Raw genomic sequence first — 23,087 nt, forward strand, 5'->3', positions numbered from 1 at the left:
TGCATTTCGGATCGCACGGCCGCACACACCTTCCTCGAAGTCGAGGCTCCTCCCCCGAGCTCGCGTCGCAGGCTTTCAGCTGAAATGGGACGCTGGTAGCGATCCCAGTGCTCGCGGTTGAGGCTCCTCGCACGTTCCAGCTTCGCTTCGGTACCTGCAGCTGTCGTCTCGAGCGTCGGCTCCTGGTCAACCGGGACTGCGCACTCCGGCTCCGCCGCCGGGTCGGACGCTGAGCTGTCGTGATCTTCTCGCTGATCTTGCGCGGTGTCGACCATCTGCAGGCTTCGGAGCAATGCGGGACCCACCTCGGCCCAGCCGATCAAGAGCAGCGGTCCAACTGCATCAAAACCGAGCAATTGTCAAGACCTGTGGATGAAGGTCTTTTAGGCGGCTGCGGGTGGGGTGTGTTCGGTGGGTCGTTCGACGAGTTTGCCTGCCTCGAAGCGTGCTCCGGCGCGGACGAGGGCGACCAGGTGGGGTGCGTTGACCGCGCGCCAGCGGGCCTGTGCCGCTTCGATGAGCTTGAACGCCATGGCCAGCCCGGCCGCGCGTGAGCCGGGGCCCTTGGTGACCTTCGTGCGGTGCCGCACGGTGGCGAAGGTCGACTCGATCGGGTTCGTGGTGCGCAGGTGGATCCAGTGCTCGGCCGGGTAGTCGTAGAACGCGAGCAGCACCTCAACGTCGTCGGTGATCTTGGCGGCGGCCTTGGGGAATTTCGCGCCGTAGGCGGCGTCGAACGCCCTCACCGCGTCCAGGGCGTGCCGGCGGTCCTCGGCGTTCCAGATCTGCGCGAGGGCCTTCTTCGCCCCGGGGTGCGCGGACTTGGGCAGCGCGGCGAGCACGTTGGCGATCTTGTGGAACCAGCAGCGCTGCTCCCGGGTCTCGGGGAACACCTCCCGCAGCGCGCCCCAGAACCCGAGCGCCCCGTCGCCCGCGGCCAGCACCGGGGCGCGCATCCCGCGGCGGCGGGCATCGCGCAGCAGATCCGCCCAGGACTCGGCCGACTCACGGTAGCCATCAGCCAGTGCCACGAGCTCCTTGCGGCCGTCGGCGCGCACCCCGATCATCACCAGCAGGCACAGTTTCGCCTCTTCCAGGTGGATGTTGACGTGGATCCCGTCCGCCCACAGATACACAAAGTCCACAGTAGACAAATCACGCTCGGCGAAGGAGCGCTGCTCGGCTTTCCACTGCTCGGTCAGCTTCGTGATCACCGGCCCCGACAGGCCCTTCGCCGAGCCGAGGAACTGCCCCAGCGCGGGCACGAAGTCCCCGCTGGACAGCCCGTGCAGGTACAGCAACGGCAGTACTTCTGTGATCTTCGGGGTCTTGCGCGCCCACGGCGGCAGGATCGCCGAGGAGAACCGATGCCGCTCACCCGTGTCCGGGTCGACGCGCTTGTCGTTGACTCGCGGCGCGGTCACCTCCACCGCGCCCGCGGAGGTGAGTACCTCGCGGGGTTCGTGGTGGCCGTTGCGGACCACCAGGCGGTGCCCGTGCTCGTCACGCTCGGCGGCGAACCGGGCGATATAGGCGTCCACCTCGGCCTGCAACGCCTCGGCCAGCATCCGCCGGGCACCCTCACGCACCAGCTCATCGATCACCGACGACGCGGACGAGCCGCCCGCCGCACCGTCATCACCCGCAGCAGGATCAGGGACTACGCTCAGCATCGGGTCGTACCTTCCCGGCCGACGTTGGCGCGTCGGCCATGCTTGGAAACCTCAACCGGTCACCGGGAAGGTACGCCCCCTTCCCAGCCATCCACAGGTTTCAAGCATTGCTCATCAAAACCAGCCTTACCCCACTGACCTGCACAGATCGGGTCGGCGACGTTCAGAGCCAGCGTCGCGGTGCTCGCCGCCAGCAGAAGGCGCCGGGCCGGCCGCAGCACCGCTTCCGCAGCGCCGTGCATCGCCAGGTGCCTGGTACCCACGAGCAGCCCGAGAACGGTCAGGTCTAGCGCCGGAGCCACCAGCGGAGCGACGTACACCGGTACACCGATCCGCAGCGCCAAGGCCAGGACGTTGCCGAAGCCGAACAAGAAGGTCAGCCCGATGACGACGCTCATCATCGTGGTGACGAATCTGCTCACGCCGGCCGAGGAGCCCATCACCGCCTCCCATGCTTCGACGAGAGGTCGTAGATGGCCTCGATGACCAGAGTGCCGGTCAGGTCAGGCTGTTCGGGCGATGATGGTTTGCGTGGTGCCCCCGACGAGCTCGAACCCGCACCTCCACCGCCGCCCTCCTTCGACGGCTGCTGGCGCTTCGCTTATCGGCGTTTCAGTCGCTAGCCGGATACCATAGACGGGTGATAACGGAGAAGCGGGCAGGACGGAACGTCACCACTGTTCGCCGCTTCTCTCACCAATTTTACTGGGGCACAGCTGGGGCAAACTCCCTCCTCGAACGGCGCACAACCGCACCGAAGTGCACTCAGCTGCCCCAGACTGCCCCAGCCGACCTGCGGATCCGCCAAAGTCGCAGGTCAGAAGCCCTTGCGCACCTCACTGGCAGTGAGAGGGTCACGAGCACGCCCGGAGGTGGTCTCCTTCCCACCTAGCCACCGCTGTGGGAGATGGTCGATCGCAACCACGAGAGCGCGCAAACGATCTGCTGGCGGTGGGCAGAGTTCCCTTAACGGAGTGGCGGGAATGGTGCCAAGCCGGTCTCGACAGGCACAGACGCAGCAGCAGTGGGTCGAAATCGAGCGAGACTAGAAAGCTAGCGAAGGCGACGCGAATGCCCCGACAAAGCCACGCGGTGCTCCTCGTGGTGACCGATCCAGGACTTCGCGGTGAATAATGGCTGCATGCCTGTTTGGTTGCAGATAACCCTGCCGATAGTCACCGCGCTCCTCGGAGGCGGTGTCGGCTTCGGTTTCGGACGCCTGGGGAAGGCGCTCGATCGTCGCCAGGATCGAAAGGATGCCGAGGTGACCCGTGTGCAGGCCGAGCAAGCGCGCCGACCTGCCTTCGCTGTCGAGCACGTGAGTGGTGCGCTGTATCGACTGGTGAACATCGGAGAAGCCGACGCCACGCGCGTACACTTTTCCGATCGGGACGAGTCGTACGCCCAGATCCAATACCGTCCTGAGCGAATCTCACTCGGCATCGGCGCCGCGCACGAGTTCGGCATCCTCACGGCCGAGGCGATGCCGCTTCCCGGCCGGGTCATGGTCATGTGCGACCAGTTCGACGAACCTGAATCGGCCCGGGTGCCGCTATAGATCACAGGTGGGCGACGCCGCTCCGCGCTCCGTGTCGTAGCGAAGGTGCGCGCTGCTCATCTGTAACACTTCCATCGTGGAGCTCGACGACCTGCTCAACGCTATGGACCGAACGGCGGCGAACGTCGCGAAGCTCGAGGACGTCTGGCGCCGGGCCGAGACGTTCATCCCGACCGGACCGGCACGAGGCTCACACCCCGAGTACGACGACCTCCGACGCGCGTGGTCAGACCTCCTGGCGGGCCTGCCCGAGATCGATGGCTGGACCATCACTGCCGGACTGCCCGATATCGACGAAATCGGTGCGATTTTCGTCGACTGCTTCGAGATCGGTGTGCCGCCGCTCGAAGCCTACGAAGTCGGAGAACAACCTTCGAAGGATCTAGCCGAGTATCGGTACCGACTCAACCGTGCCCGTCGCCGCGCCGCCCGCCAGCGACTCGATGAGCTGACGTCGACCATCGACGGCTTGCTGCCCGTTCTTCTCGCCGGTGTAGCCCGTGACTCCTCAACGAAGCTGGAAGGCCCAGAAACAGAGAAGATCAAGGCCGCAGTCGACGAGATCGAGCGGCTCTTGGGAGACACAGCCGAGCGCAAGGGCCGTTGGAGCGACCTCCGCCGCCACCTACGTTTCAGCGAAGGCCACGATTGGTACGACATCGCCGAGTTGGATTGGCCGAGCGTGCGTTCCGACATCGAAGCCAGTGCGCTCGCCGACTCCGATCCATTGCCCGTTCCAGCCGTTGATCTCGGTCAGGCCGCAGCCGGAAGCCTGACCGGGGCCGCCACGATCGCTCTTCCGTGGGACCGCCTCGATGACGGCGGTTTCGAGCGCCTGCTGTACGACCTGCTGCGAAGCTTCCCCGAGCACGAGAACGTCCAATGGCTCATGCAGACCCGAGCGCCCGATCGAGGACGAGATCTTTCGCTGGACCGCGTCCTTCGTGACGGCACCGGCGGCGTGCGTAACGAGCGGGTGATCGTCCAAGCCAAACACTGGCGCTCGCGTTCTGTTCGCCCCACTGATGTGTCGGACACCGTCGCCACCGTCAAGCTATGGGAGCCGCCCCTGGTTCGCGGTCTCATCATCGCCACTACCGGCCGCTTCACAGCCGATGCCGTGAGCTGGGCAGAGAAACACAACGAGACGGGAGCTTCACCCCTCATCGAACTCTGGCCCGACAGCAGGCTGGAGACGCTTCTCGCCCAGAAGCCTCACATCGCCGCCGGCCACGGCCTTCGATGAGCTGCCGAGTTCTCCACCGCTTTCAGGGCGAACTCGACTGCCGCCGATGTGGTGGCGAATGCCTCATCGGGCCCGATGGCGGAAGAACCACGTCGAGCTTGTCGAGGCCATCGCCGCCCAGGTTGTCGACGACGTGCCGAACAGTTTTCAGGTAGGCGCGGTACTTCAGATAGCTGAAGGCCGGCACGGCCAGACCCGGCAACGCGGCAGTAAGGATGTTCACGAGCATGCTTGCAGGACCCTCCAGGGGATGGTCCTGGTGCTCATCTCCAAGCGGCTACGGCCGGCGCTCTCCTGTGGTAGCTGGGGCGCTCAGACGCCATCGGCCCGGGCAGGCCTTGTCTGTAGCTCGAGCAGGCGATCTTGGGTTGTGGTCATCACTATACCGAACCTGGCTCCGCCAGTCAGGTCCGCGCAGTCCAGTCCGTGTCGGACGCGATGATCGTTCGGCGGGCATACCCGCGTTGGATGGCCATCTCGTAGTGGTTCAGCCAACCCTCCGTCGGCGACGACGGCGGAAAGTCCAAGGCCTCGATCATGCCCTGCAGAAGCCCGATGTCGACGCGCGCGGTCCCGTGTCTGCAACTCGTGGTCATGAACTCCTTCGAGCCACGACCCCCATCCCACGCCCAGTTGACGATGGCAGCCGAGTTCTGGCCAGCACGAGCCCGAGCCAGCCAGACATACTGAATTCTTGCCTTCGGGTCCCCCTGCCGGAAGACGCGGCCTAGCAGACAGCCTCTCATCGGACACCGGATCATGAAGGCGGTCAGCCGCTTCTGCGTCACCGGGTGAAGATCCGAAAACCACACCGCGAGCCGCTCCGACTCCTCCTGCCAGTTCCGACAGTTCTCCAGCGTCCGCATCGGCTGTCCGTCGCGGTTGCGCACGTTGACGGGATCAGCTTCGTCCCGCCGCACGAACTCACGCGTGCGGGCACCTTGAGGAGACTCCCTGAATCTGCCCCGTTCGCGGCGGGGACCTCGGCCCATGAACGACAGCATGCCCGCTTTGGACATCTGAGGCACGTCCGTCGCCGTCAGCCCCGGTCAGCGGCCAGCCCGGCTGTAGGGTCATCGACCTACCCAAACGATCCCTGGCATCGCGACGGTATCTCCGACGGGACGCCATGCACGACGCCAAAGCAGGTCGGCGGCACCGTCCCACGGACCCCGGTGAACCGGCGTCGATGGCCAACCCCATCCTTGGACGATCGTCAAGATAGACACTAAATCGCCCCTACTCGCGAGTAGCAAAAAGGCCCAGGTCTGTGACCTGGGCCCTTGCTCCCCCGCTTGGACTCGAACCAAGAACCCTCCGGTTAACAGCCGAATGCTCTGCCAGTTGAGCTACAGGGGAATGTTGCTCACTTCCAGTGCCAGCCTCTCCGACCGACGAGAAGAACTTTAGACCATGCCCCGGAAGCCCCGTGCACCACCCCCCACTTAGCGCAACCGCCCCCGCTCGCGCGGTTTTCCTGGACAATGGACAGTCGGACGACCTAACGACGGAAGGCGTGGACGCGGATGAAGAAGTTCCTGCTGGGGGCAGGCCTGGGGTACGTACTGGGCGCCAAGGCAGGCCGGGGGCGGTACGAGCAGCTCGTGCGCACCTACCGCCGGGTCGTCGACCACCCGATGGTCCAAGGCGCCGCCGGGGTGGCTCGCGCGAAGATCGGGGAGAAGCTCAAGCGCTGACGCGGGCCACGAAGAGCACCCTGCGGAACTCGAACCACGTGACCCCGTCGGCTCGCGCCGGGTACGCCGAGTCCAGCAGCGGGGCCAGTTCGGCGCGGAACCGCTCCCACTCCGCGTCCGGCAGGGCCGCGCGGATCGGACGCAACGCCGTTCCGGTGATCCACTCCAGCACCGGTGAAGGCCCGGTCAGGGGCTGCACGTACGTCGTCTCCCAGGCGTCGACGGTGCAGCCCGCGTCGGCCAGGAGGTTCGCGTACTCCGCCGGGGTCGACACCGCGTCGTCCTCGCGCAGCACCACCTCCTCCAAGCGGGACGCCCAGGCCGGGGAGGCCGCCAGCGAGCGCGTCAGCACGTGCGAAGGCGCGTTGAAGTTGCCCGGCACCTGCACCGCCAGGTACGCCCCCGCCGGCAGCGACGACGCCCACCGCCGCAGCAGCGCAGCGTGGTCGGGGACCCACTGCAGGACGGCGTTCGACACCACGACGTCGGTGTCGGGCGCCGGCTTCCAGTCGCGGACGTCGAGGAGCTGCGCGTCCAGACCGCGAGCGCGGGCCGCTTCCACCATTTCGGGTGAACTATCGCTGCACTCCAGCGCCGCCTCGGGCCAGCGGTCACGCAGGGAGACCGTCAGGTTGCCCGGGCCGCAGCCCAGGTCGACGACCCGTCGCGGCGACGCGGCCCCAATGCGCGAGACGAGGTCGTGGAACGGCCGGGCCCGCAGGTCGGCGTAGTCGAGGTACTTGCCCGGATCCCACACGGTCGCCTCCCAGAAACAGTACGCCTGTACTGAGTACGAGCGTACTGCTATTCGGCCGGGTTGACCAGCTTCGCGGCGACCTGCTCGGCGATGGCGGTCACCAGCTCGACGTCGGTGCCCGGGTCGGGCCGGACCTGCAGCACGCTGCCGTCGCGGCCAGGCACCTTGCGCTGCACGAACCACGCTCCCCCGGCGCCGATCTCCTGCCGATGCCGGGAGCGGATCGAGCCCTCGACACGCTGGTAGGCCTCGCGCGGCACCTTGCCCGGCGCCGGCAGCCGGAAGCGCACCGGCGGCAGGTCGGCCAGCACGACCGCCGTACCCGCCGTGCCGGCCTCGGCCGACTCCGTCAGCGTGAACACGCCGTCCGCCCAGGTCGCCTTGCCGACGAGGTGCCAGCCGACGCGCCGCGCTCCGTCGCCGGCCGGGATCCACAGGCCCAGGGCCGTCACGACCAGGTGGCCGCCGCCCTCGACCGGGGCGCTGTCGACGACTTCCTCGCCCGGCTCCAAAGTTCCGGCGAACCCGTCGGGGGTGCGGTCGCCGAGCAACCGGCGCAGGAAACTCATCTCAGCTCCACGCGCCGGCGGCCGCCTGCTCGCCCAGCGACTTCTTGTACTGCTCCAGCGCGACGAGGTCGCCGAACAGCGCGCGGTAGTCGTCCGGCGCTTCGACCGGCGACAGCCGCTGCAGCTTGCCCTTGATCTCGGCGATCTGCCGCCCGACGAGCCCCTCCTGCAGCCGCGCCAGGATCGACGAGATGTACCGGGAGTCGACCTCGTCCTTGGCCTGCAACGGTTCCACCGCCAGCTCGGACAGCACCCGCCGGACCGTCCCTTCCGGACAGTGCGGGGCCGCCGCGTCGAGCAGCGCCGGGCCGGTCAGGCCCGAACCCGCGCCGCCCGCCTTGAGCACCGCCTCGTGCACCGCGACGTACACCGGGTGTGTGAACGCCTCCAGCGGCAGCGCGTCGTACTCCGGCCCGGCGATCGCGGGCTGTTGCAGGGCGGCCTTCAGCGCCTCGCGCTGCACGGCGAACCGCGGGTCCTTCGGGGCCGGGCGGGCGACGTCCTGCGCCGGGGCCGCCGGCGCGGCCTGCTGGGCGCGCGCGGGCTGCCGCAGCGGGGCCCCGCCGCGCTTGTCCGTCGCGCCCGCGGCCCCGCGGACGCGGTTGACGACCTGGGCGACGTCCTGCCAGCCCACCCACCAGGCAAGCTTCGACGCGTAGCCGTCGCGGGCCGCGCGGTCCTTGATCGAGGCCACCATCGGCACGGTCTTCTGCAGCGCCGCGACCTGGCCGTCGATCGAGTCGAGGTCGTAGTTCTTGAGCGTGCTGCGGATGACGAACTCGAACAGCGGGGTCCGCCGCGCGACCAGGTCCTTCACCGCGCTTTCGCCCTTGGCCAGCCGCAGCTCGCACGGGTCCATGCCGTCCGGCGCGACGGCGATGTACGTCTGGCCGGCGAACGTCTGGTCCCCCTCGAACGCCTTCAGCGCCGCCTTCTGGCCCGCTTCGTCACCGTCGAAGGTGAAGATGACTTCGCCTCGGAAGGCGTCGTCATCCATCATCAGCCGGCGGAGCACCTTCATGTGGTCCTCGCCGAACGCCGTGCCCGACGACGCCACCGCCGTCGGCACGCCCGACGCGTGCATCGCCATGACGTCGGTGTAGCCCTCGACCACGACGACCTGGTGCCGCTTCGCGATCTCGCGCTTGGCCAGGTCGAGGCCGAACATGACCTGGGACTTCTTGTAGATCGGCGACTCGGCCGTGTTGAGGTACTTCGCCGAGATCCGGTCGTCTTCGAACAGCCGCCGCGCGCCGAAGCCGACGACGTCGTTGCCGACGTCGCGGATCGGCCAGACCAGCCGCCGGTGGAACCGGTCCATCGGGCCGCGCTGGCCCTCCTTGGACAGCCCCGCGGTGAGCAGTTCCTTGACCTCGAAACCGCGGGTGAGCAGGAACTTCGTCAGCTTGTCCCAGCCGCCGGGGGCGTACCCGCAGCCGAACGTCTTCGCCATCGCGGCGTCGAACCCGCGCTCGGACAGGAAGTCCCGCGCCGGGCGCGCCTCGTCGGTGACCAGCTGCTCGGCGTAGAACTCCTGGGCCAGGCGGTGGGCCTCGACCAGCCGGGTGCGGCTGCCGCGGTCGCGCTGGATCGTCGCGCCGCCGCCCTCGTAGGTGAGCCGGATGCCGACCCGGTCGGCCAGCCGCTCGACGGCTTCCACGAACGAGATCAGGTCGATCTTCTGGATGAACTTGATGACGTCGCCGCCTTCGCCACAGCCGAAGCAGTGGAAGGTGCCGTGCGTCGGGCGGACGTTGAACGACGGGGTCTTCTCGTTGTGGAACGGGCAGAGGCCCTTCAAGCTGCCCCCACCGGCGCGACGCAGCGCCACGTACTCCCCGACGACCTCGTCGATCCGGTTCCGCTCGCGCACCTCCGCGATGTCGCTCTCCCGAATCCGTCCTGCCACGTCACCCACTCTAGCTTTGCCGGTTGCGGCACACTCGGGGCATGGCCTCCACGCCCACCGCCCAGGACGCACTCGCCGCGCGGTTCGCCGAGCACCGCAGTCACCTGATCGGCGTCGCCTACCGGCTGACCGGCACCCGCGCCGACGCCGAGGACGCCGTCCAGGAGTCCTGGTTCCGGCTGGCCGGCCTGGACGACGCCGGCCGCGCGGCGATCCGCGACCTGCGGGGCTGGCTGACCACGGTCGTCGGCCGGATCTGCCTCGACCGGCTCAAGTCGGCCGCCGCGCAGCGGGAGCGCTACGTCGGCAACTGGCTGCCCGAGCCGGTCGTCACGCCGTTCGGGCGACCGGTGAGCGAGGACCCCCTGGACGTCGCGGTCCGCGACGACGGCCTGCGGATGGCCGCGCTGGTCGTCCTGGACAAGCTGACGCCGGAGCAGCGCGTCGCGTTCGTCCTGCACGACGCCTTCTCGGTGCCGTTCGCGGAGATCGCCGACGCCCTCGGCGTCTCGGTCGACGCCGCCCGCCAGTACGCCTCCCGCGGCCGCAAGGCCCTCGCCGACGCCGACCCGGCACCGCGCGTCCCGCTCGAAGACCAGGCGAAACTCCTCGAAATGTTCGTCACCGCGCTGCAGGCCGGGGACATCCGGGCGATGACCGAGCTGCTGGCCCCGGACGTCGTGCTCGTCGGCGACTCGAACGGCAAGGGCCGCACCGCCCGCAACCTCATCGTCGGCGCGGACAAGATCGCCCGGTTCTTCATCGGGCTCACCAGGAAGTACGCGCCCGGGATCCTCACCGGCGGCACACCGGTGCTCGTCAACGGCGACCTGGGCCTGCACCTGGCTCCGCAGCCGGGCCAGGACGGCTTCTTCGACCTCGACGAGCACGTCCAGTCGGTCAGCATCCGCGACGGCCGGATCGTGGCGATCTACGACATGGTCAACCCGGACAAGCTGACCCGGATCACGCGTCCCGGCGCTTGACCTGCACGATCCCGGCGGCCAGCAGGACAGCGGCGAAGGCGGCGAAGTAGGCCAGCGCCCAGCCCGGGCTCAGCGGCGAGTCGGACAGGACGGTGGCGTTGCCGCCGTCCCGGCCCGCGTTCGCCTCGCCGCGGCCGCTGAGGAACTTCGTGACGGCGTTCAGCGGCAGCCAGCGGTGGATCTCCTGGCCGGCGCGCGGGATCAGCTGGACGACGTTCTCCGCCATCAGCGGGTAGGCGACGACCACCGCGACCGCGCCGGCGGTGTAGCGCACGAGCAGGCCGACGCCGACCCCGCAGACGGCGGCCAGCGCGAACGCCGGGCCGGTCCCGGCGACGATCCGCCAGTCGGCGCCGCTGTCCAGGGCCAGGTCGGCGTCCGGGGCGAGGACCCGCGCCAGCAGCCAGGCCGCGAACGCGGCGGCTTCGCCGAGCAGGAAGGCGTACCCGGCGACGAGCGCGGCCTTGGCCAGCAGCACCGGCGTCCGGCCGGGCACGGCCTGGAAGGTGCCGTGGATCGTGCCGGAGTGGTACTCGCTGGTCACCGCGAGCGCGGCCAGCACCAGCACGCCGACCAGGGCGAGCTGGTAGCCGGCCTGGGTGCTCGCGACCGTGGGCGGCAGGTGGGCCTCCCCCGCGCTGAGCGCGGCGATCACGGCGGGGAAGGCCAGCGCGACGAGGGTGAAGATGCCGCACACCCAGGGCGTGGTGATGCTGAAGAGCTTGATCCGTTCACTGGCGACGAGGTGCATGGGCGGAACGGTCCCGCGGCGGACCCCGGCGGCGCGTCCCCCCGGGGTCGGGTTCGGCGCCTCCTACGGGAGCGGGACGCGGCACGCGTCGCCGGAGGTGAACCCCTGGTCGACGATGCCGAGTGCGCTGTTCATCCGGGCACGGGAGTTCTCCAGCGCGATCTGGTAGGTCAGCTCCAGGGCGCCCTCGCGGCCGAACTCTCGCTCGAGCTCGGCGACCTGTTCGTCGGTGACCGTGACCTGGTCGCCGGACATCGCGTCGGCGTAGGCGAGCGCCAGCCGCTCCTGGTGGCTGAAGGCGGGGGAAGTCGCGTAGTCGTCGATCTTCGTGAGGCGCTCGATGTCGAGGCCGTCGTGCTTCTGCAGCATGGTGCCGAAGTCGATGCACCACGAGCAGCCGATCCGCGTCGCGACCCGGTAGACGGCGAGCTCCCGCACGTTCGCCGGGACCTTCTTCGACACGCGCTCGGTCAGCAGCTCGTGGACCACGGACGCCCGCAGCAGCCCGCGGTGGTGCGCGGTGACGGCCATCGGCTCCGGCACCGCGCCGAAGCGGCGGCCGGCGATCCGGTAGACGAGCTTGAGGAAGAGCCCGGCCTCGGACGTCTTCTTGGCGGGGATGCGCGGCATGTCGTTCTCCTTCGTCGGTGTCTACGGCCTGGACGAGACGGCGTCCGCAGACGTGACACCGGGCGCTGTGAACCACGCCACCAGCATCGCCCCCGCCGCCGCGGCGAACACGACGGTGAGGCCGGGTGCGGCGAGGCCGCCGGTCGTGGCCAGCGCGAGCCAGCCGAACACCGCGGCCCCGGCGAGGCCGCCGGCCTGCCGGGCGAAGGTCAGCGACCCGAGCGTCACGCCGAGCAGCGCCCGGTCGGCCCGCGTCTGGCCGAGGACGGTGTAGGCGGACGTGCAGACGGCGAAGGCCGCACCGATCGCGAACAACCCCGGGGCGAGCAACCAAGGAGTGCCGTCGAAGGCGGCGGCGACTGCGATCGCGGCCAGTCCGGCGGTGCCGAGCAGACAGCCGGACCGGCCCCACGCCGTCAGGTCCGGGTACCGCCGAGCCAGCGCGGCGAAGGACGTCGAGAGGACGAGCTGCCCCGCGGTCATGGCGACGAGCAGCAGCCCGGTGGCCGCCGCCCTGGCACCGAGCGCGGCGACCAGGGCGACGTAGGTGAAGGTGCCGTAGAGCGCCGCGCCCGCCAGGCCGTTGACCACCACCGCGCGCCTGAGGACGGCGTCCGCGAACACCTTCGGCGAGATGAGCGGACTCTTCGTGCGGCGCTGCCGCCGGACGAACAGAAAGCCCGCCACCACGATGGTTCCGAGCAGGATCGGCGTCCACAGTGGACTCCTGGCGAGCGCGTCGACCGTGCCGAGCGCGACGACGGCGGTCCCCGCGACGGCCAGCAGCGCACTGCCCGGGACGTCGAACTTCTCCCTGTCCGGACGCGCTTTCGCCGGCAGCCCGCGCAGGCCGAGCAGGAGGGCGGGCACGCACAACGGCAGGTTGACCAGGAAGATCCACCGCCAGCCGGGACCGGCGGCGAGCAGCCCGCCCAGCGGCGGGCCGCCGAGGGTGGCCGCCGCGAAGACGGCCGTCTGCCGGCCTTGGCGGCGCAGCAGCTCGTCGCGGCCGAACAGCTCGCCGAGCGCGCTCATCGCCGTGACGATCAGCCCGCTGCCGCCCAGTCCCTGCAGCGCGCGGGCAGCGATCAGCGAGGCGAGATCGGGTGCGGCGGCGCACCAGGCGGAGGCGGCGGCGAACAGGAGCACCGACAGCGCGAAGGAGGGCCGGCGGCCGTAGAGGTCGCCGAGCCGGCCGTGCAGCGGCGTCGCGACGGTCAGGGTCAGCAGCCCGGCGGCGGTGACCGCGACCAGCCCGGTGCGAGCGTGCAGGTCGGCACCGATCGACGGCAGCGCGGCGGTGAGGACCAGCCCGTCCAGCTGGGCCATGGCCATTCCGAGCAGGAGGCCGGCGTAGGCGAGGTTCCGAGATGCGTGCATAAAGCACACGTTATAACGTGCCTTATGCACACATCAAGCGAGGGCGGCCCGGCCCTGTTCCGCCTGGTCCGCCACTGGGCGCGCCAGTGGGGCCCGGACGTCGTCGACCGGTTCGCCGCCGGCACCCCGCCGTCGTGGACCGTGCCGAACCTGTTCGTCATCCAGGCGATCGACGGCGCGGCCGGCGACGAGGTGACGGTCGCGGACGTGGCGCGCCAGCTGGGCATCGACCGCTCGGTGGCCAGCCGGATGGTGAGCGAAGCGGCCCGAGCGGGCTTCGTCGAGCGCTCGACGTCGACCCGCGACGCGCGCCGGGCGGTGCTGACGCTGACGAAGTCCGCGAAGGAGTTCCTCGAGGCTTCGCAGGCTCACCAGCGCCAGGCCTTCGACGCGCTGGTGGGCCACTGGCCGCGGGAGGACCGCGAGCGCTTCGCCGGCTACCTCGACCGGCTCGCGGACGAAGTCCTCGGCTGATCCGGCTCCGACTTGTGCGCCCGGCCGGAACCGGCTTGGGTGGGCCGGTATGAACCCGGGTTTCCCGACGGTGGTCCCGCGGATGGTGGTGCGCGACCTCGTCGGCCGAGGGCGACCGGGACCTGTTCCCGGCGGCCATGCCCTACGGCGACCGGCGGGCGACGGTCCGCGACCCGTTCGGCACAGATCGCCCGGCCCGGGGGCTGACTACTCCCCGGTGCTGCCGTCGACCACCTCGCGGACCAGGTCGGCGTGGCCGTTGTGGCGGCTGTACTCCTCGACCAGGTGGACCAGGATCCAGCGCAGGGTCGGCGTGCCGCCGTCCCGCAGGGCACGCCGGGCGCGCCGCCCCAGGTCACCGTCGGCCAGCGCCTCCTTCACCGCCGCCCGGGAGCGCTCGACCGCGGCCGCCCAGAGGTCGCGCAGCTGCTCCGGGGTGTCGTCCGCGGCCGAATCCCAGTCCCAGTCCGGCGTGGCCGCCCAGTCGACCGCGTCGAACGGCGCCATCCGGTCACGGCCGTGCAGCACGTGGGAGAACCAGTGGTCCTCGACGTAGGCCAGGTGCTTGAGCAGGCCGCCGAGGGTCATCGTGGACGGCGGGTGTGTCGCGCGCAGACCGGCCGCGTCCAGGCCGGCGCACTTCCAGGCCAGCGTCGCGCGGTGGAAGTCGAGGAAGCCGAGGAGCGTGGTGGCTTCGTCGCCGTCGTAGGGCGGTTCCGGGCGGCCCTGATCGTCCACAGTGGTCACGAAGACGCCGTCAGCGGGCGGACGTCCCAGATCCACACGCCGCCGACGAACTCCGCCGGCTTGCGCAGCAGCAGCTCCACAGTGGACTTCAGCGCTTCCTGGTTCTGGCGCGGCCCGACCACGAGCACGTCGGCGTTCCAGGCGCGCAGGTCCGCGAGCGCCTGGGTGCGGTCGGCCTCGGTGACCTCGGCCGCCTGGCCGGTGCGCTCCACCTGGGCGAACAGGTCCGACGTCGGCAGCGGGACGGCGCCGTAGCGGCCGCGGCGGTCGGTCGGGGACGTCGGGCCGACGAAGTAGCCCTCCGGCATCGGGTAGCCGAGACCCGCGTCGACCTGCCAGTGCAGCGGCTCGGCCTCCCCGGTGCTCGGCAGCGGCACCGGCACCAGCGAACCGCCCGGAGCGATGTACTGGCGCCAGATCCCGTCGGCGAAGAACGGCGGCGAGAGCGGCCGCTGGTGCGTCACCAGCTCCGTCGGCGCGATCGGCAGCAGCACGGCCACCACCGCCCCGATCCAGACCATCTTCAAGGGGAACCGCTGCTTGCCCTCGAGGGGTTCCGGTTGCTCGGCGGCCGCGGTCCAGACGCGGTGCGTCGCGATCGCCAGGAGTGCGCCCACCACCGGGATGCAGCCCATCGCGAGCCGGGACTCGAGCAGCGAGTCGAGCAGCGGCAGCTGGCCCAGCCACTTCCACGGGCCGGCGATGCCGGTGTCCTCGTGCGCCACGGTGATCTCGATGCCGAGCGAGAGCAGGGCCATCACGTACATCGTGATCGCGAGCGCCCGCGAAACGACGTCGCGCCACAGCCAGATCGTCAGCATCACCATGAGCACGATCAGCGGCCAGCCGAAGAACGCGTTCTCCTCGGTGCGGTTCATCGAGACGTCCGCGGCCGCCTCGGGCGCGCCGGCGACCGACTGCGTCGCGAACCGCGTGAAGGCCGCCGTGTCGTTGCCCGCCGAGCCGTGCAGCAGCGAATGGAAGCTCTGCGGGCCGAAGAACTGCCAGTACAACGGGAAACCGGTGATCACCAGTGCGACGACCGCGCCGATCCCGATGCCCTTGCCCAGCGGGGCCAGCATGCCGCGGATCTCCGCGCGGTGCGGGATCAGCCACGCGACCGCGAACACGATGAAGGCGAGCGCGAAGATGGCCAGCGGCTCTTCGCCCAGCAGGATCTGCCACGCGACGAGCAACCCGAGCACGATGCCGTTGCGCACCGGGCGTACACCGCGCGCGACCTGGATCGTCTTGAGCGCGATGAAGGGCAGCACGAACAGCACGACGAAGTTCGGGTGCGCGTTGCCGTGCGAGATCATCGGCGGCGCGAAGCCGCAGAACGCGCCGCCGATCGCGGCCGCCGTCCGGTTCGGCACCAGGTGCCGGGAGAACACCCAGTACCAGCCGAGCGCGGTGCCGGCGAGGCCCGCGGTGAGCACGATCGCCCAGGTGAGGGTCGCGCCGAAGGTCAGTGTCAGGGGCGCCAGCGGGATGTTCAGGCCGAACATCGCCGCGTTGGCCGCCATGTTGACGCCGTGCGGGTAGTTCTGCAGGTCCGTGGTGAACGGGTTCTGGAAGTGCAGGACGGCCTTCGCGACGACCGTCGAGTACCACTCCCACTGGCTCTGGTCGGCGCCGCCGTTCCAGAGGTAACCGCGCTTGAGGTCGAACCACAGCCCGTTGTAGAGCAGGATCGTGAACAGCAGGAACCCGCCGGCGATCGCGGAGTCCGGCCACGCCCAGCGCTTCGGGCCTTCCGGCGGTTCGGGAGCGGGCGGCACCAGCTCGGGAACGGCTTCGGACTTCAGGCTCACGGTTCGACCACCCTGGCGAGGAAGTAGAGCGCCCCGGTCCCGGCGTGCCGGACCAGCAGCAGGAACGGCCGGTCCACCGCCACGGCGACCGGGTCGTCGATCATCATCGACATGAGGCGCATGACCAGCGCGGTGGCCGCGGCCCCCTCGAAGCCTTGTTCGTCGACGCGCAGCACGGCCTGGTGCAGCACCTCGGACACGGTCAGCCGCGGATCCGGTGAGAGCCCGGTCAGGTCGGCGCGGTCGGTGAACATCGTCCGCACGCCGAGGCCGTGCAGCACGCCGGAAAGCGTGCTGGACACGTCGAGCGAGATCTTGGGGAGCGAGAGTTCGACCTGCTTGGCGCGGATCTTGCCGAGCAGGTTCGTCAGCTTTTCCTGGTCGAGCTGGGCTTCCGCCTCGGCGAGCTCGCCGTCGGGCAGCAGCACGACGGCCTGCAGGCCACCGGCCGCGGCCAGCTGCACCGCCTGCCAGCCGCCGGAGTGCGCGTAGCCGAGGCTCTCGCTGAGCCACATGGTCGGCACGTCCCGGGTGCCGGCCGGGGCGTGGAACGGCGCGTCGCTGGTGTTGGCTTCGCGGAAGGGCAGTTTCCACGCGGCTTTGAGGTAGAGGGCGTTGACGAGCACGGCGGCGACGTCGTCGCTGATCGAGCCGGGCGGCAGCAGCTGCGGGATCAGCCCGCGCGTGGTGCGCTCGACGTCGTCGTTGATGAGGGCGCGAGCGGTTTCGGGTTCCTTTTCGAAGGGCGCGCTCGCGACGGCGGCCCCGGGCCATTCGGCGAGCTCGGCCTTGAAGGAGTCTTCGAGCGGGAGCCGGTCGTCGGCCCACAGCGTGTTGGCCACGGCCAGTTCGGCGTCGTCCTCGGCGAGCTGGGCGGCCTCCCGCAGCACGACGGTCTGCGCGTCGGGGTCACCGAGCAGGTTCACGAGCTCGTCCCGCGTCTCCCCCCGGGCGGCCCGCGCCGCGAGGGTCAGCGCACTGGCCACCGAGTACGGCGAAAAGCACGTGTTCCCGCCCCCGGCACCGAGGGCCGCGTGGACGGCGAGGGCGAACCGGAGGTGGCTGTCCGTGGCCATGCGGGCGAGACTACCGGACCGTCGACCCCCACCGGCCGCCCACGCGCAACTCCACCCGAGGATGACAAATTCACCCGAAAGTTTCGCGGCACCGCCCGTGCGCCCCTGGGCATTTCGCCTGCTCGGCCGGGCATCACGCGTGTCGGCGCTTCGATCACGGCGCGGGTCAGCGGTGGAGGCGGGTGACGTGCCAGGAGTACCAGACGTGGGCTTGGGCGTCGGTGAGGGAGGCGACCTGGTCGACCACCACGCGGAGCAGGCCGGCGTCGTCCGCGGCCGCGTTCCAGGCCGGGACGAACAGCGGGTCGAGGGATTCCGGGGCCCGGCGGGCCAGCGCGTGGACCAGTTCGATCAGCAGCTCGCGCTGGCCCTCCTGCATCGCCAGCCGGCGGCGGTCGCTCATCACGTACCGCAGGGCCAGCGCCTTCAGCAGGGCCACCTCCGCGGCGACCCGCTCCGGGACGCACAGGTCGGCCCCGTAGCGGCTCAGCGGTCCTTCGCCGAACTTCTCGCGCGTGCCGGTGACGGCCGCCGTCGTGAAGCGGCCGACCAGCTCGCTCGTCAGCCGTTTCAACGCGACCTGGGCGCCCGGTGACCCGTCCGGCTCGGCCGACGCCAGCGCCGCCACCACCGGCAGCGCCAGCAGTTCCGCCGCCGCATCCTCCAAAGTGGACACCGATTGCGCCGAGAAGTGCTTGGCGGCCGCCTCGGCGACGGCCGCGCGCTCGTCCGGGTGGGCGAGCACGCGCAGTTTGATCCGGCCGGCCAGCACGCCGTCCTCGACGTCGTGCACCGAATAGGCGACGTCGTCCGCCCAGTCCATGATCTGCGCTTCCAGGCACCGCCGCTCGGCCGGTGCCCCCTCCCGGAACCACTGGAACACCGGAACGTCGTCGCTGTAAACGCCGTACTTCACCTGACCCGGCCGCCGTGGCCACGGGTACTTCGTGGTCGCGTCCAGGCACGCGCGGGTCAGGTTGAGCCCCACCGGGTCACCTTCGGCGGACAGCAGCTTCGGCTCCAGCCGGGTGAGGATGCGCAACGTCTGCGCGTTGCCCTCGAACCCGCCGCACGCGCCGGCCACCTCGTCGAGCGCGCGCTCGCCGTTGTGGCCGAACGGCGGGTGGCCGATGTCGTGCGCCAGCCCCGCGGTGTCCGCCAGGTCCGGGTCCGCGCCCAGCTCCTCGGCGATGCCCCGGCCGATCTGGGCGACCTCCAGCGAGTGCGTCAGCCGCGTGCGCGGGACGCCGGTGACCTCGGCGCCCTCCCCCGGCCCGACTACCTGGGTCTTGCCGGCCAGCCGCCGCAGCGCTGCCGAGTGCAGCACCCGGGCCCGGTCGCGGGAGAACGCGCTGCGCCCGTCCGCCCGGGCCCCGGGCAGCGCCGCGCCCTTGGCCGCCTCCGGTAGCAGGCGGGCGGTGTCGTGCTCGGTGTAGTTCACGTGACCAGCGTAAAGGCGACCACCGACAAAACGCTCAGCCCAGGAAGGTGGCGAACAGATCGTCCGCGGGCGTCTTCGTCAGCCGGTAGTACAGCAGCGCCCCGGTCTCGCGGACGATGTACCGGACCTGGGTGACGCGCTCCTGGACGATCGGCCCGCTGTGCGTCGGCGCGGTCCAGGCGTCCAGGCCCAGGTCGTCGGCCATGGTCCGGGCGCGGAAGGAGTGCCACGGGTCACTGACCAGCACCGCCGTCCGCCAGCCGCGGGCCTCGACCTGCTGGGCGACCGCGCGCAGGCTGCGCAGCGTGTCGCTGCCTTCGCCGACGGCGAGCGTCGCCGACGCCGGCACGCCGCGCCGGGTCAGCCACAGCTGGCCGGCCCGGGCCTCGGTGTAGTTGTCCTCGGCCTTCTTGCCGCCCGCGGTGACGATCGTCTTCGCGACGCCCGCGTCGTAGAGCTGCTTGGCCTTCGCCAGCCGGGCGGCGTAGATCTCCGACGGCCTGCCGTTGTACTGCGCGGCGCCCAGCACCACGATGACGTCGGCGGGTGTCCGGTCGTTCACGCGGGCCACCTGCCAGACCCGGAACGCGGTGCCGCCGACGAGTGCGACCAGCACGAGGAGCGTGCCGAGGACGATCCGGCGTGCCCAGCTCGCCACCGACGGTTTGGTGCGTTCAGCGGTACCCATCCGGGCCATTCTTTCAGAGGCGGCTCAGAGCCACCCACGCTCCTCGGCGACACGCACCGCTTCGGCCCGCGTCCGCGCGCCGGTCTTCCCGATCGCCGCGGAGAGGTGATTGCGGACGGTGCCTTCAGAGAGGTGCAGTGCCCGGGCGACGTCGGCCACCGTGCTGCCGTCCTTGGCCTCCCGCAGCACGTCCCGCTCGCGCCCGGTGAGCGGGCTGGCGCCGGTGGCGAGGGATTCCGCGGCCAGCGCCGGATCCACCACCCGGAGTCCACTGTGGACTCGCCGGACGGCTTCGACGAGCTGCTCCGGCGGCGCGTCCTTGACGACGAACCCGGCCGCGCCCGCCGCCATCGCGCGGGCGAGGTAGCCGGGACGGCCGAACGTCGTGCAGATGATCACCCGGCACGACGGCAGGGCGTTCCGCAGGTCGGCCGCGGCCTCCAGGCCGTCCTTCCCGGGCATCTGGACGTCGAGGAGGGCGACGTCCGGCTTGGTCTCGCGCGCGGCGGCCACCACCTCGTCGCCGGAACCCACCTGCCCGACCACTTCGATGTCGTTCTCCAGGCCCAGCACGGTGGCCAGGGCCCCGCGGACCATGGCCTGGTCGTCGGCCAGCAGCACCCGGATCAAGCGAGTCCTCCCGCGGGTTCGGCGCGCACGGCCGAGGTGGCCGGGCTCGGTTCGGGCAGCGGGATCTCCGCCCGCACCAGCAATCCTCCCCCAGGCCGGCCCGACGTCCGCAGCGTGCCCCCGGCCGCGGCCAGCCGCTCGGTCAGCCCGCGCAGGCCGTTGCCCGCGACGACGTGGGTGGCGGTGCCGTCGTCCTCGATCTCGAGCCAGGTGTCGCCCAGCCGCACGCGCACCCGCTTGGCCCCGGAGTGCCGCAGCACGTTCGTGACGGCTTCGCGCAGCACGTACCCGAAGGTGGGCTGGAACTCCGGGCGGACGTTGTCGACCGCGTGCGGCAGGTCGGCGTCGATCTCCGCGGCCCGCAACGCCGCCCGGGCGCCGACGAGCTCCGCCGAAAGCGACACCTCGCGGTTCGCCGACACGGTCGCGCGGACGTCGGACAGCGCGCTGCGGGTGAGGCTCTCCACCTCGCGGATCTCCTCGACCGCGCGCGGGATGTCACCGGCGCTCTCCAGCACCCGCCGGGCCAGTCCCGCCTTGACGGTGATCGTGGTGAGGCTGTGGCCGAGCAGGTCGTGCAGGTCGCGGGCCAGGCGCTGGCGCTCGTTCGCCACGGCGAGGGTGGCGATCTCCTCGTTCGCGCGTTCCAGCCGCCGGACCGCGCGGACGAGGTTGCCCATGAAGAACATCGCCACCGTGATCGACAATACGGTGATCAGGTCGCCGTAGTCCGCCACGAACCGGCCCTGCGCCAGCAGGATCACCGCGCCGAGCGCCACCGTGGTCAGGTCGATGATCACCGACCAGGCGGCGGGCACCAGGAACACGACCACCGCCGTGCCGTAGAGCAGGACGAACCCGCTGCCGGCGGCCGTCGCCAGCGAGGCGAGCCCCAGCACGTTCATCGTGATCCCGAAGGCCAGCTTCACCCGGCGTTCCCGGCGGAAGAAGTACGGGAACACCGCGTAGCACGCGGAGTAGGCGTAGACGAGGACGAGGGTGGCGACGAGCCCGGGGGTGACCGCGGGCTCGGCCAGCAGCGAGCGCGTGACCGGGATGAGGAACGGCAGCAGGAAGACCATCGACATGATCGGCCAGCGCGGACCGCCGGGCCCGCGGTCGGCGGCATCCGGCAGCGGGTCCTCCCACCAGGATTCCTTGCTGTCCAGACCGAACCGGCGCTTCGCCATCGTCGTTCCCCTCCGGCCCTCAGACGCGGGCGCTGTCCTTACGGTAACGCCTGATCACCAGGGCTCCGAGCACGACCGTCCAGGCGCCGAGCACGCCGGCCGCCGTCGGCAGCGAGACCACCATGTCGCTGGTCACCGCCGGTCGCGCCACCTGCAGCACCCAGTAGGTCGGCATGATCTGGGCGACGTCGTGCATCCAGCCGGGCATCGACTCGATCGGGATCCAGAGCCCGCCGAGGAACCCCATCCCGAGCGTGACGAGCATGTTGATCGGCTGCATCGAGTCCGGCGTACCGAACTGGCCGAGCAGCAGGCCGAGCAGCACCAGCGGGATCGTGCCGAGCCAGATGCCGGCGAAGATCCGCACCCAGCCGCTGCCGTCGACGTGCACGCCCTCGGCCAGCACGCCCAGCAACGGCACGAGGACCAGCGCGGGCAGCCCGACGAGCATCCCGGAGATGCCCTTGCCGGCCAGGTAGCCGGTGCCGGTGAGCGGGGTCAGGCGCAGCTGGCGTTGCCAGCCGGCCGCGCGTTCGAGGGCCAGCCGGGCCCCGCTGTTGGTCGCCGCGGCGAACACGCCGAACGTCATCATGTTGATCATGATCACCGCGGCGATCTCCGCGTGGTGCGGATCGCTCGCCTTGGTGAAGACGTTGGTCTGCAAGAGGAACATCAGTACCGGGAAGGCGACGACGAAGATCAGGAAGCGGGGCGCCCGGAAGTTCCGGCGGATCTCGGTGAGCAGGTAGGTGGCGTTCATCGGACGGGCTCCGCGGTCTCGTCGGCGGTCAGGGACAGGAAGGCGCCTTCGAGGCCGACGGCGCTGATTTCGACGTCGTGCACGGCCGGAACCGCGGCCTTGAGCGCCCAGAGCGTGGCATCGGAGTCGCCGCTGGAGATCGCGACGCGGTCGCCGCGCAGCTCGAACTCCTTGACGCCGGGCAACGCGGCGATGACGGCGTCGGTGGCGCCCGGGACGGCGGCGCGCAGGGTGCGACCGCCGGCCAGCGCGCGGACCTCGGCGACGGAGCCGTCGGCGACGATCCGGCCCCGGCGCATCAGCACCACCCGATCGGCGAACTCCTCGGCCTCTTCGAGGTAGTGCGTGGCGAACAGGACGGTGCGGCCGGATTCGGTGAAGGAGTACATCGACTGCCAGAACTCGCGCCGGGTACCGACGTCCATCGCCGCCGTCGGCTCGTCGAGGATCAGCAGGTCCGGGTTGCTGACCAGGGCGACGGCGAAGCGGACCCGCTGCTTCTGCCCACCGGAAAGCTTGTTGGCGCGACGGCCGGCCAGTTCTTCGACACCGGCGGCACGCAGGGCTTCGGCGACCGGCATCGGCTTGCGGTGCAGGGCCGCGACCATGCCGACGGTCTCGCCGACGGTCAGGTCGTCCATCAGGGCCCCGCCCTGCAGCATCGCCCCGATCAGGCCGGCGCGGACGGCGTCGATCGGCTTGCGCCCGAACACGCGCACGTCGCCGGCACCGGGACTGGTCAGGCCGAGGATCATGTCGACGGTGGTGGACTTGCCGGCCCCGTTCGGGCCGAGCAGGGCGACCACTTCGCCCGGGGCGATGGTCAGGTCGACGCCGTCGACCGCGTGCACGTCGCCGTAGTGCTTCCGCAGGCCGGTGAGGTGGATCGCGGCCCCCGCCGCCACCGCCTGGATGTCTGTTTCTCGCATGCCCCCAGGCTGCCGCCCGGCGGGCCCGGGTCCCCGGATCGTGCGTCACGACTTGGCCGTGACAGGTGTCAGGGGTGCCCGGCCCAAGCGCCCCAATGTGGCGTTCGGTGCGTTGGACGACCACCGACGCCTACCGCCGCGATCTCGCCGGCATCACCACTCTCCTGGTTTCGGAGCTCGGC

Annotated in this window: 23 protein-coding genes, 1 tRNA gene and 1 pseudogene; 5 read left to right on the forward strand and 20 right to left on the reverse strand. The window is 70.6% G+C overall.

Going from position 1 to position 23,087, the window contains the following annotated elements:
• Positions 1-319 precede the first annotated feature (319 nt).
• Both ACWEVN_RS15830 and ACWEVN_RS15835 read right to left on the reverse strand, forming a co-directional pair.
• Positions 320-1,673 (reverse strand): annotated as a pseudogene (locus ACWEVN_RS15830) (IS256 family transposase).
• Between the two features lie 59 nt (positions 1,674-1,732).
• Positions 1,733-2,095: a hypothetical protein gene (locus tag ACWEVN_RS15835; RefSeq protein ID WP_452051715.1), complete on the reverse strand. Its 363-nt coding sequence runs from the start codon at positions 2,093-2,095 to the stop codon at positions 1,733-1,735.
• A gap of 719 nt (positions 2,096-2,814) precedes the next feature.
• On the opposite strand from ACWEVN_RS15835, the gene ACWEVN_RS15840 reads away from it, so the two are divergent.
• Positions 2,815-3,231 carry a hypothetical protein gene (locus ACWEVN_RS15840; RefSeq protein ID WP_452051716.1) on the forward strand — a complete coding sequence of 139 codons (417 nt, stop codon included), beginning with the start codon at positions 2,815-2,817 and terminating at the stop codon, positions 3,229-3,231.
• A gap of 76 nt (positions 3,232-3,307) precedes the next feature.
• On the forward strand, positions 3,308-4,477 hold the full coding sequence (locus tag ACWEVN_RS15845) for a restriction endonuclease (RefSeq protein ID WP_452051717.1): 1,170 nt from the start codon (positions 3,308-3,310) through the stop codon (positions 4,475-4,477).
• A 22-nt stretch (positions 4,478-4,499) separates the two neighbouring features.
• On the opposite strand, the gene ACWEVN_RS15850 is transcribed toward ACWEVN_RS15845, so the two are convergent.
• From ACWEVN_RS15850 to ACWEVN_RS15860, 3 genes are all read right to left on the reverse strand, one after another.
• The gene (locus ACWEVN_RS15850; protein WP_452051718.1) at positions 4,500-4,706 is read right to left on the reverse strand and encodes a hypothetical protein; all 207 of its coding nucleotides are present in this window, start codon (positions 4,704-4,706) and stop codon (positions 4,500-4,502) included.
• A gap of 175 nt (positions 4,707-4,881) precedes the next feature.
• Positions 4,882-5,343, reverse strand: a complete 462-nt coding sequence (locus tag ACWEVN_RS15855) for a hypothetical protein (protein ID WP_452051719.1) — start codon at positions 5,341-5,343, stop codon at positions 4,882-4,884.
• Positions 5,344-5,763: 420 nt separating this feature from the next.
• Positions 5,764-5,836: transfer RNA gene (locus tag ACWEVN_RS15860), tRNA-Asn, on the reverse strand.
• 167 nt (positions 5,837-6,003) lie between these two features.
• Between ACWEVN_RS15860 and ACWEVN_RS15865 the strand changes: the two genes are divergently transcribed.
• On the forward strand, positions 6,004-6,174 hold the full coding sequence (locus tag ACWEVN_RS15865; RefSeq protein WP_003097798.1) for a hypothetical protein: 171 nt from the start codon (positions 6,004-6,006) through the stop codon (positions 6,172-6,174).
• Here ACWEVN_RS15865 and ACWEVN_RS15870 read toward each other — a convergent pair.
• Genes ACWEVN_RS15870 through dnaG form a run of 3 tightly spaced genes read right to left on the reverse strand, consistent with a single transcriptional unit; the run spans position 6,164 to position 9,418 of the window.
• Complete coding sequence (locus ACWEVN_RS15870; RefSeq protein ID WP_452051720.1) at positions 6,164-6,931, reverse strand: trans-aconitate 2-methyltransferase; 768 nt, start codon at positions 6,929-6,931, stop codon at positions 6,164-6,166. The genes ACWEVN_RS15865 and ACWEVN_RS15870 overlap by 11 nt on opposite strands.
• A gap of 47 nt (positions 6,932-6,978) precedes the next feature.
• The gene (locus ACWEVN_RS15875; RefSeq protein WP_452051721.1) at positions 6,979-7,500 is read right to left on the reverse strand and encodes a hypothetical protein; all 522 of its coding nucleotides are present in this window, start codon (positions 7,498-7,500) and stop codon (positions 6,979-6,981) included.
• A 1-nt stretch (position 7,501) separates the two neighbouring features.
• Positions 7,502-9,418: a DNA primase gene (gene dnaG, locus ACWEVN_RS15880; protein WP_452051722.1), complete on the reverse strand. Its 1,917-nt coding sequence runs from the start codon at positions 9,416-9,418 to the stop codon at positions 7,502-7,504.
• Between the two features lie 32 nt (positions 9,419-9,450).
• Here dnaG and ACWEVN_RS15885 point away from each other — a divergent pair, with 32 nt between their 5' ends.
• Positions 9,451-10,395 carry a sigma-70 family RNA polymerase sigma factor gene (locus tag ACWEVN_RS15885; protein WP_449684544.1) on the forward strand — a complete coding sequence of 315 codons (945 nt, stop codon included), beginning with the start codon at positions 9,451-9,453 and terminating at the stop codon, positions 10,393-10,395.
• On the opposite strand, the gene ACWEVN_RS15890 is transcribed toward ACWEVN_RS15885, so the two are convergent.
• From ACWEVN_RS15890 to ACWEVN_RS15900, 3 genes are all read right to left on the reverse strand, one after another.
• On the reverse strand, positions 10,376-11,146 hold the full coding sequence (locus ACWEVN_RS15890) for a hypothetical protein (protein WP_452051723.1): 771 nt from the start codon (positions 11,144-11,146) through the stop codon (positions 10,376-10,378). The two genes, ACWEVN_RS15885 and ACWEVN_RS15890, sit on opposite strands and share 20 nt — an antisense overlap.
• Positions 11,147-11,209: 63 nt before the next feature.
• The gene (locus tag ACWEVN_RS15895; protein ID WP_449684546.1) at positions 11,210-11,776 is read right to left on the reverse strand and encodes a carboxymuconolactone decarboxylase family protein; all 567 of its coding nucleotides are present in this window, start codon (positions 11,774-11,776) and stop codon (positions 11,210-11,212) included.
• 21 nt (positions 11,777-11,797) lie between these two features.
• Positions 11,798-13,156, reverse strand: coding sequence for an MFS transporter (locus ACWEVN_RS15900; RefSeq protein WP_452051724.1), 1,359 nt, complete (start codon positions 13,154-13,156; stop codon positions 11,798-11,800).
• A 24-nt stretch (positions 13,157-13,180) separates the two neighbouring features.
• Between ACWEVN_RS15900 and ACWEVN_RS15905 the strand changes: the two genes are divergently transcribed.
• Positions 13,181-13,630 carry a MarR family winged helix-turn-helix transcriptional regulator gene (locus ACWEVN_RS15905; RefSeq protein ID WP_452051725.1) on the forward strand — a complete coding sequence of 150 codons (450 nt, stop codon included), beginning with the start codon at positions 13,181-13,183 and terminating at the stop codon, positions 13,628-13,630.
• A 207-nt stretch (positions 13,631-13,837) separates the two neighbouring features.
• Here the strand turns inward: ACWEVN_RS15905 and ACWEVN_RS15910 are convergent, their stop codons facing one another.
• The 9 genes from ACWEVN_RS15910 to ACWEVN_RS15950 form a co-directional block, all read right to left on the reverse strand.
• Positions 13,838-14,377 (reverse strand): DinB family protein, encoded by a 540-nt coding sequence (locus ACWEVN_RS15910; protein ID WP_452051726.1) that lies wholly within the window; start codon positions 14,375-14,377, stop codon positions 13,838-13,840.
• Positions 14,374-16,191 carry a glycosyl transferase gene (locus tag ACWEVN_RS15915; RefSeq protein WP_449684550.1) on the reverse strand — a complete coding sequence of 606 codons (1,818 nt, stop codon included), beginning with the start codon at positions 16,189-16,191 and terminating at the stop codon, positions 14,374-14,376. The genes ACWEVN_RS15910 and ACWEVN_RS15915 overlap by 4 nt, the downstream gene beginning before the upstream one ends.
• Positions 16,188-17,267: a serpin family protein gene (locus ACWEVN_RS15920; RefSeq protein WP_452051727.1), complete on the reverse strand. Its 1,080-nt coding sequence runs from the start codon at positions 17,265-17,267 to the stop codon at positions 16,188-16,190. Before ACWEVN_RS15920 ends, ACWEVN_RS15915 begins: the two co-directional genes overlap by 4 nt.
• A 166-nt stretch (positions 17,268-17,433) precedes the next feature.
• The gene (locus tag ACWEVN_RS15925; RefSeq protein ID WP_452051728.1) at positions 17,434-18,708 is read right to left on the reverse strand and encodes a deoxyguanosinetriphosphate triphosphohydrolase; all 1,275 of its coding nucleotides are present in this window, start codon (positions 18,706-18,708) and stop codon (positions 17,434-17,436) included.
• Positions 18,709-18,742: 34 nt separating this feature from the next.
• Positions 18,743-19,396, reverse strand: coding sequence for a YdcF family protein (locus ACWEVN_RS15930; protein ID WP_449684553.1), 654 nt, complete (start codon positions 19,394-19,396; stop codon positions 18,743-18,745).
• 24 nt (positions 19,397-19,420) lie between these two features.
• Entirely contained in the window at positions 19,421-20,026 is a 606-nt protein-coding gene (locus ACWEVN_RS15935; RefSeq protein ID WP_449684554.1) for a response regulator transcription factor, read from the reverse strand.
• On the reverse strand, positions 20,023-21,216 hold the full coding sequence (locus ACWEVN_RS15940) for a sensor histidine kinase (protein WP_452051729.1): 1,194 nt from the start codon (positions 21,214-21,216) through the stop codon (positions 20,023-20,025). Before ACWEVN_RS15940 ends, ACWEVN_RS15935 begins: the two co-directional genes overlap by 4 nt.
• A gap of 19 nt (positions 21,217-21,235) precedes the next feature.
• Complete coding sequence (locus ACWEVN_RS15945) at positions 21,236-21,976, reverse strand: ABC transporter permease (protein ID WP_452051730.1); 741 nt, start codon at positions 21,974-21,976, stop codon at positions 21,236-21,238.
• Complete coding sequence (locus tag ACWEVN_RS15950) at positions 21,973-22,905, reverse strand: ABC transporter ATP-binding protein (protein ID WP_449684557.1); 933 nt, start codon at positions 22,903-22,905, stop codon at positions 21,973-21,975. The genes ACWEVN_RS15945 and ACWEVN_RS15950 overlap by 4 nt, the downstream gene beginning before the upstream one ends.
• Between the last annotated feature and the right edge of the window lie 182 nt (positions 22,906-23,087).

The sequence above is a fragment of the Amycolatopsis sp. NPDC003861 genome (assembly GCF_053605405.1).

Excerpts from the sequence above, each read along its gene's own strand:
- ACWEVN_RS15840 (WP_452051716.1), top strand. The coding sequence starts at position 2,815 with ATGCCTGTTTGGTTGCAGATAACCCTGCCGATAGTCACCGCGCTCCTC.
- ACWEVN_RS15850 (WP_452051718.1), bottom strand. The coding sequence starts at position 4,706 with ATGCTCGTGAACATCCTTACTGCCGCGTTGCCGGGTCTGGCCGTGCCG.
- ACWEVN_RS15855 (WP_452051719.1), bottom strand. The coding sequence starts at position 5,343 with ATGCGGACGCTGGAGAACTGTCGGAACTGGCAGGAGGAGTCGGAGCGG.
- ACWEVN_RS15865 (WP_003097798.1), top strand. The coding sequence starts at position 6,004 with ATGAAGAAGTTCCTGCTGGGGGCAGGCCTGGGGTACGTACTGGGCGCC.
- ACWEVN_RS15875 (WP_452051721.1), bottom strand. The coding sequence starts at position 7,500 with ATGAGTTTCCTGCGCCGGTTGCTCGGCGACCGCACCCCCGACGGGTTC.
- ACWEVN_RS15885 (WP_449684544.1), top strand. The coding sequence starts at position 9,451 with ATGGCCTCCACGCCCACCGCCCAGGACGCACTCGCCGCGCGGTTCGCC.
- ACWEVN_RS15890 (WP_452051723.1), bottom strand. The coding sequence starts at position 11,146 with ATGCACCTCGTCGCCAGTGAACGGATCAAGCTCTTCAGCATCACCACG.
- ACWEVN_RS15895 (WP_449684546.1), bottom strand. The coding sequence starts at position 11,776 with ATGCCGCGCATCCCCGCCAAGAAGACGTCCGAGGCCGGGCTCTTCCTC.
- ACWEVN_RS15900 (WP_452051724.1), bottom strand. The coding sequence starts at position 13,156 with ATGCACGCATCTCGGAACCTCGCCTACGCCGGCCTCCTGCTCGGAATG.
- ACWEVN_RS15905 (WP_452051725.1), top strand. The coding sequence starts at position 13,181 with ATGCACACATCAAGCGAGGGCGGCCCGGCCCTGTTCCGCCTGGTCCGC.
- ACWEVN_RS15920 (WP_452051727.1), bottom strand. The coding sequence starts at position 17,267 with ATGGCCACGGACAGCCACCTCCGGTTCGCCCTCGCCGTCCACGCGGCC.
- ACWEVN_RS15930 (WP_449684553.1), bottom strand. The coding sequence starts at position 19,396 with ATGGGTACCGCTGAACGCACCAAACCGTCGGTGGCGAGCTGGGCACGC.
- ACWEVN_RS15940 (WP_452051729.1), bottom strand. The coding sequence starts at position 21,216 with ATGGCGAAGCGCCGGTTCGGTCTGGACAGCAAGGAATCCTGGTGGGAG.
- ACWEVN_RS15945 (WP_452051730.1), bottom strand. The coding sequence starts at position 21,976 with ATGAACGCCACCTACCTGCTCACCGAGATCCGCCGGAACTTCCGGGCG.
- ACWEVN_RS15950 (WP_449684557.1), bottom strand. The coding sequence starts at position 22,905 with ATGCGAGAAACAGACATCCAGGCGGTGGCGGCGGGGGCCGCGATCCAC.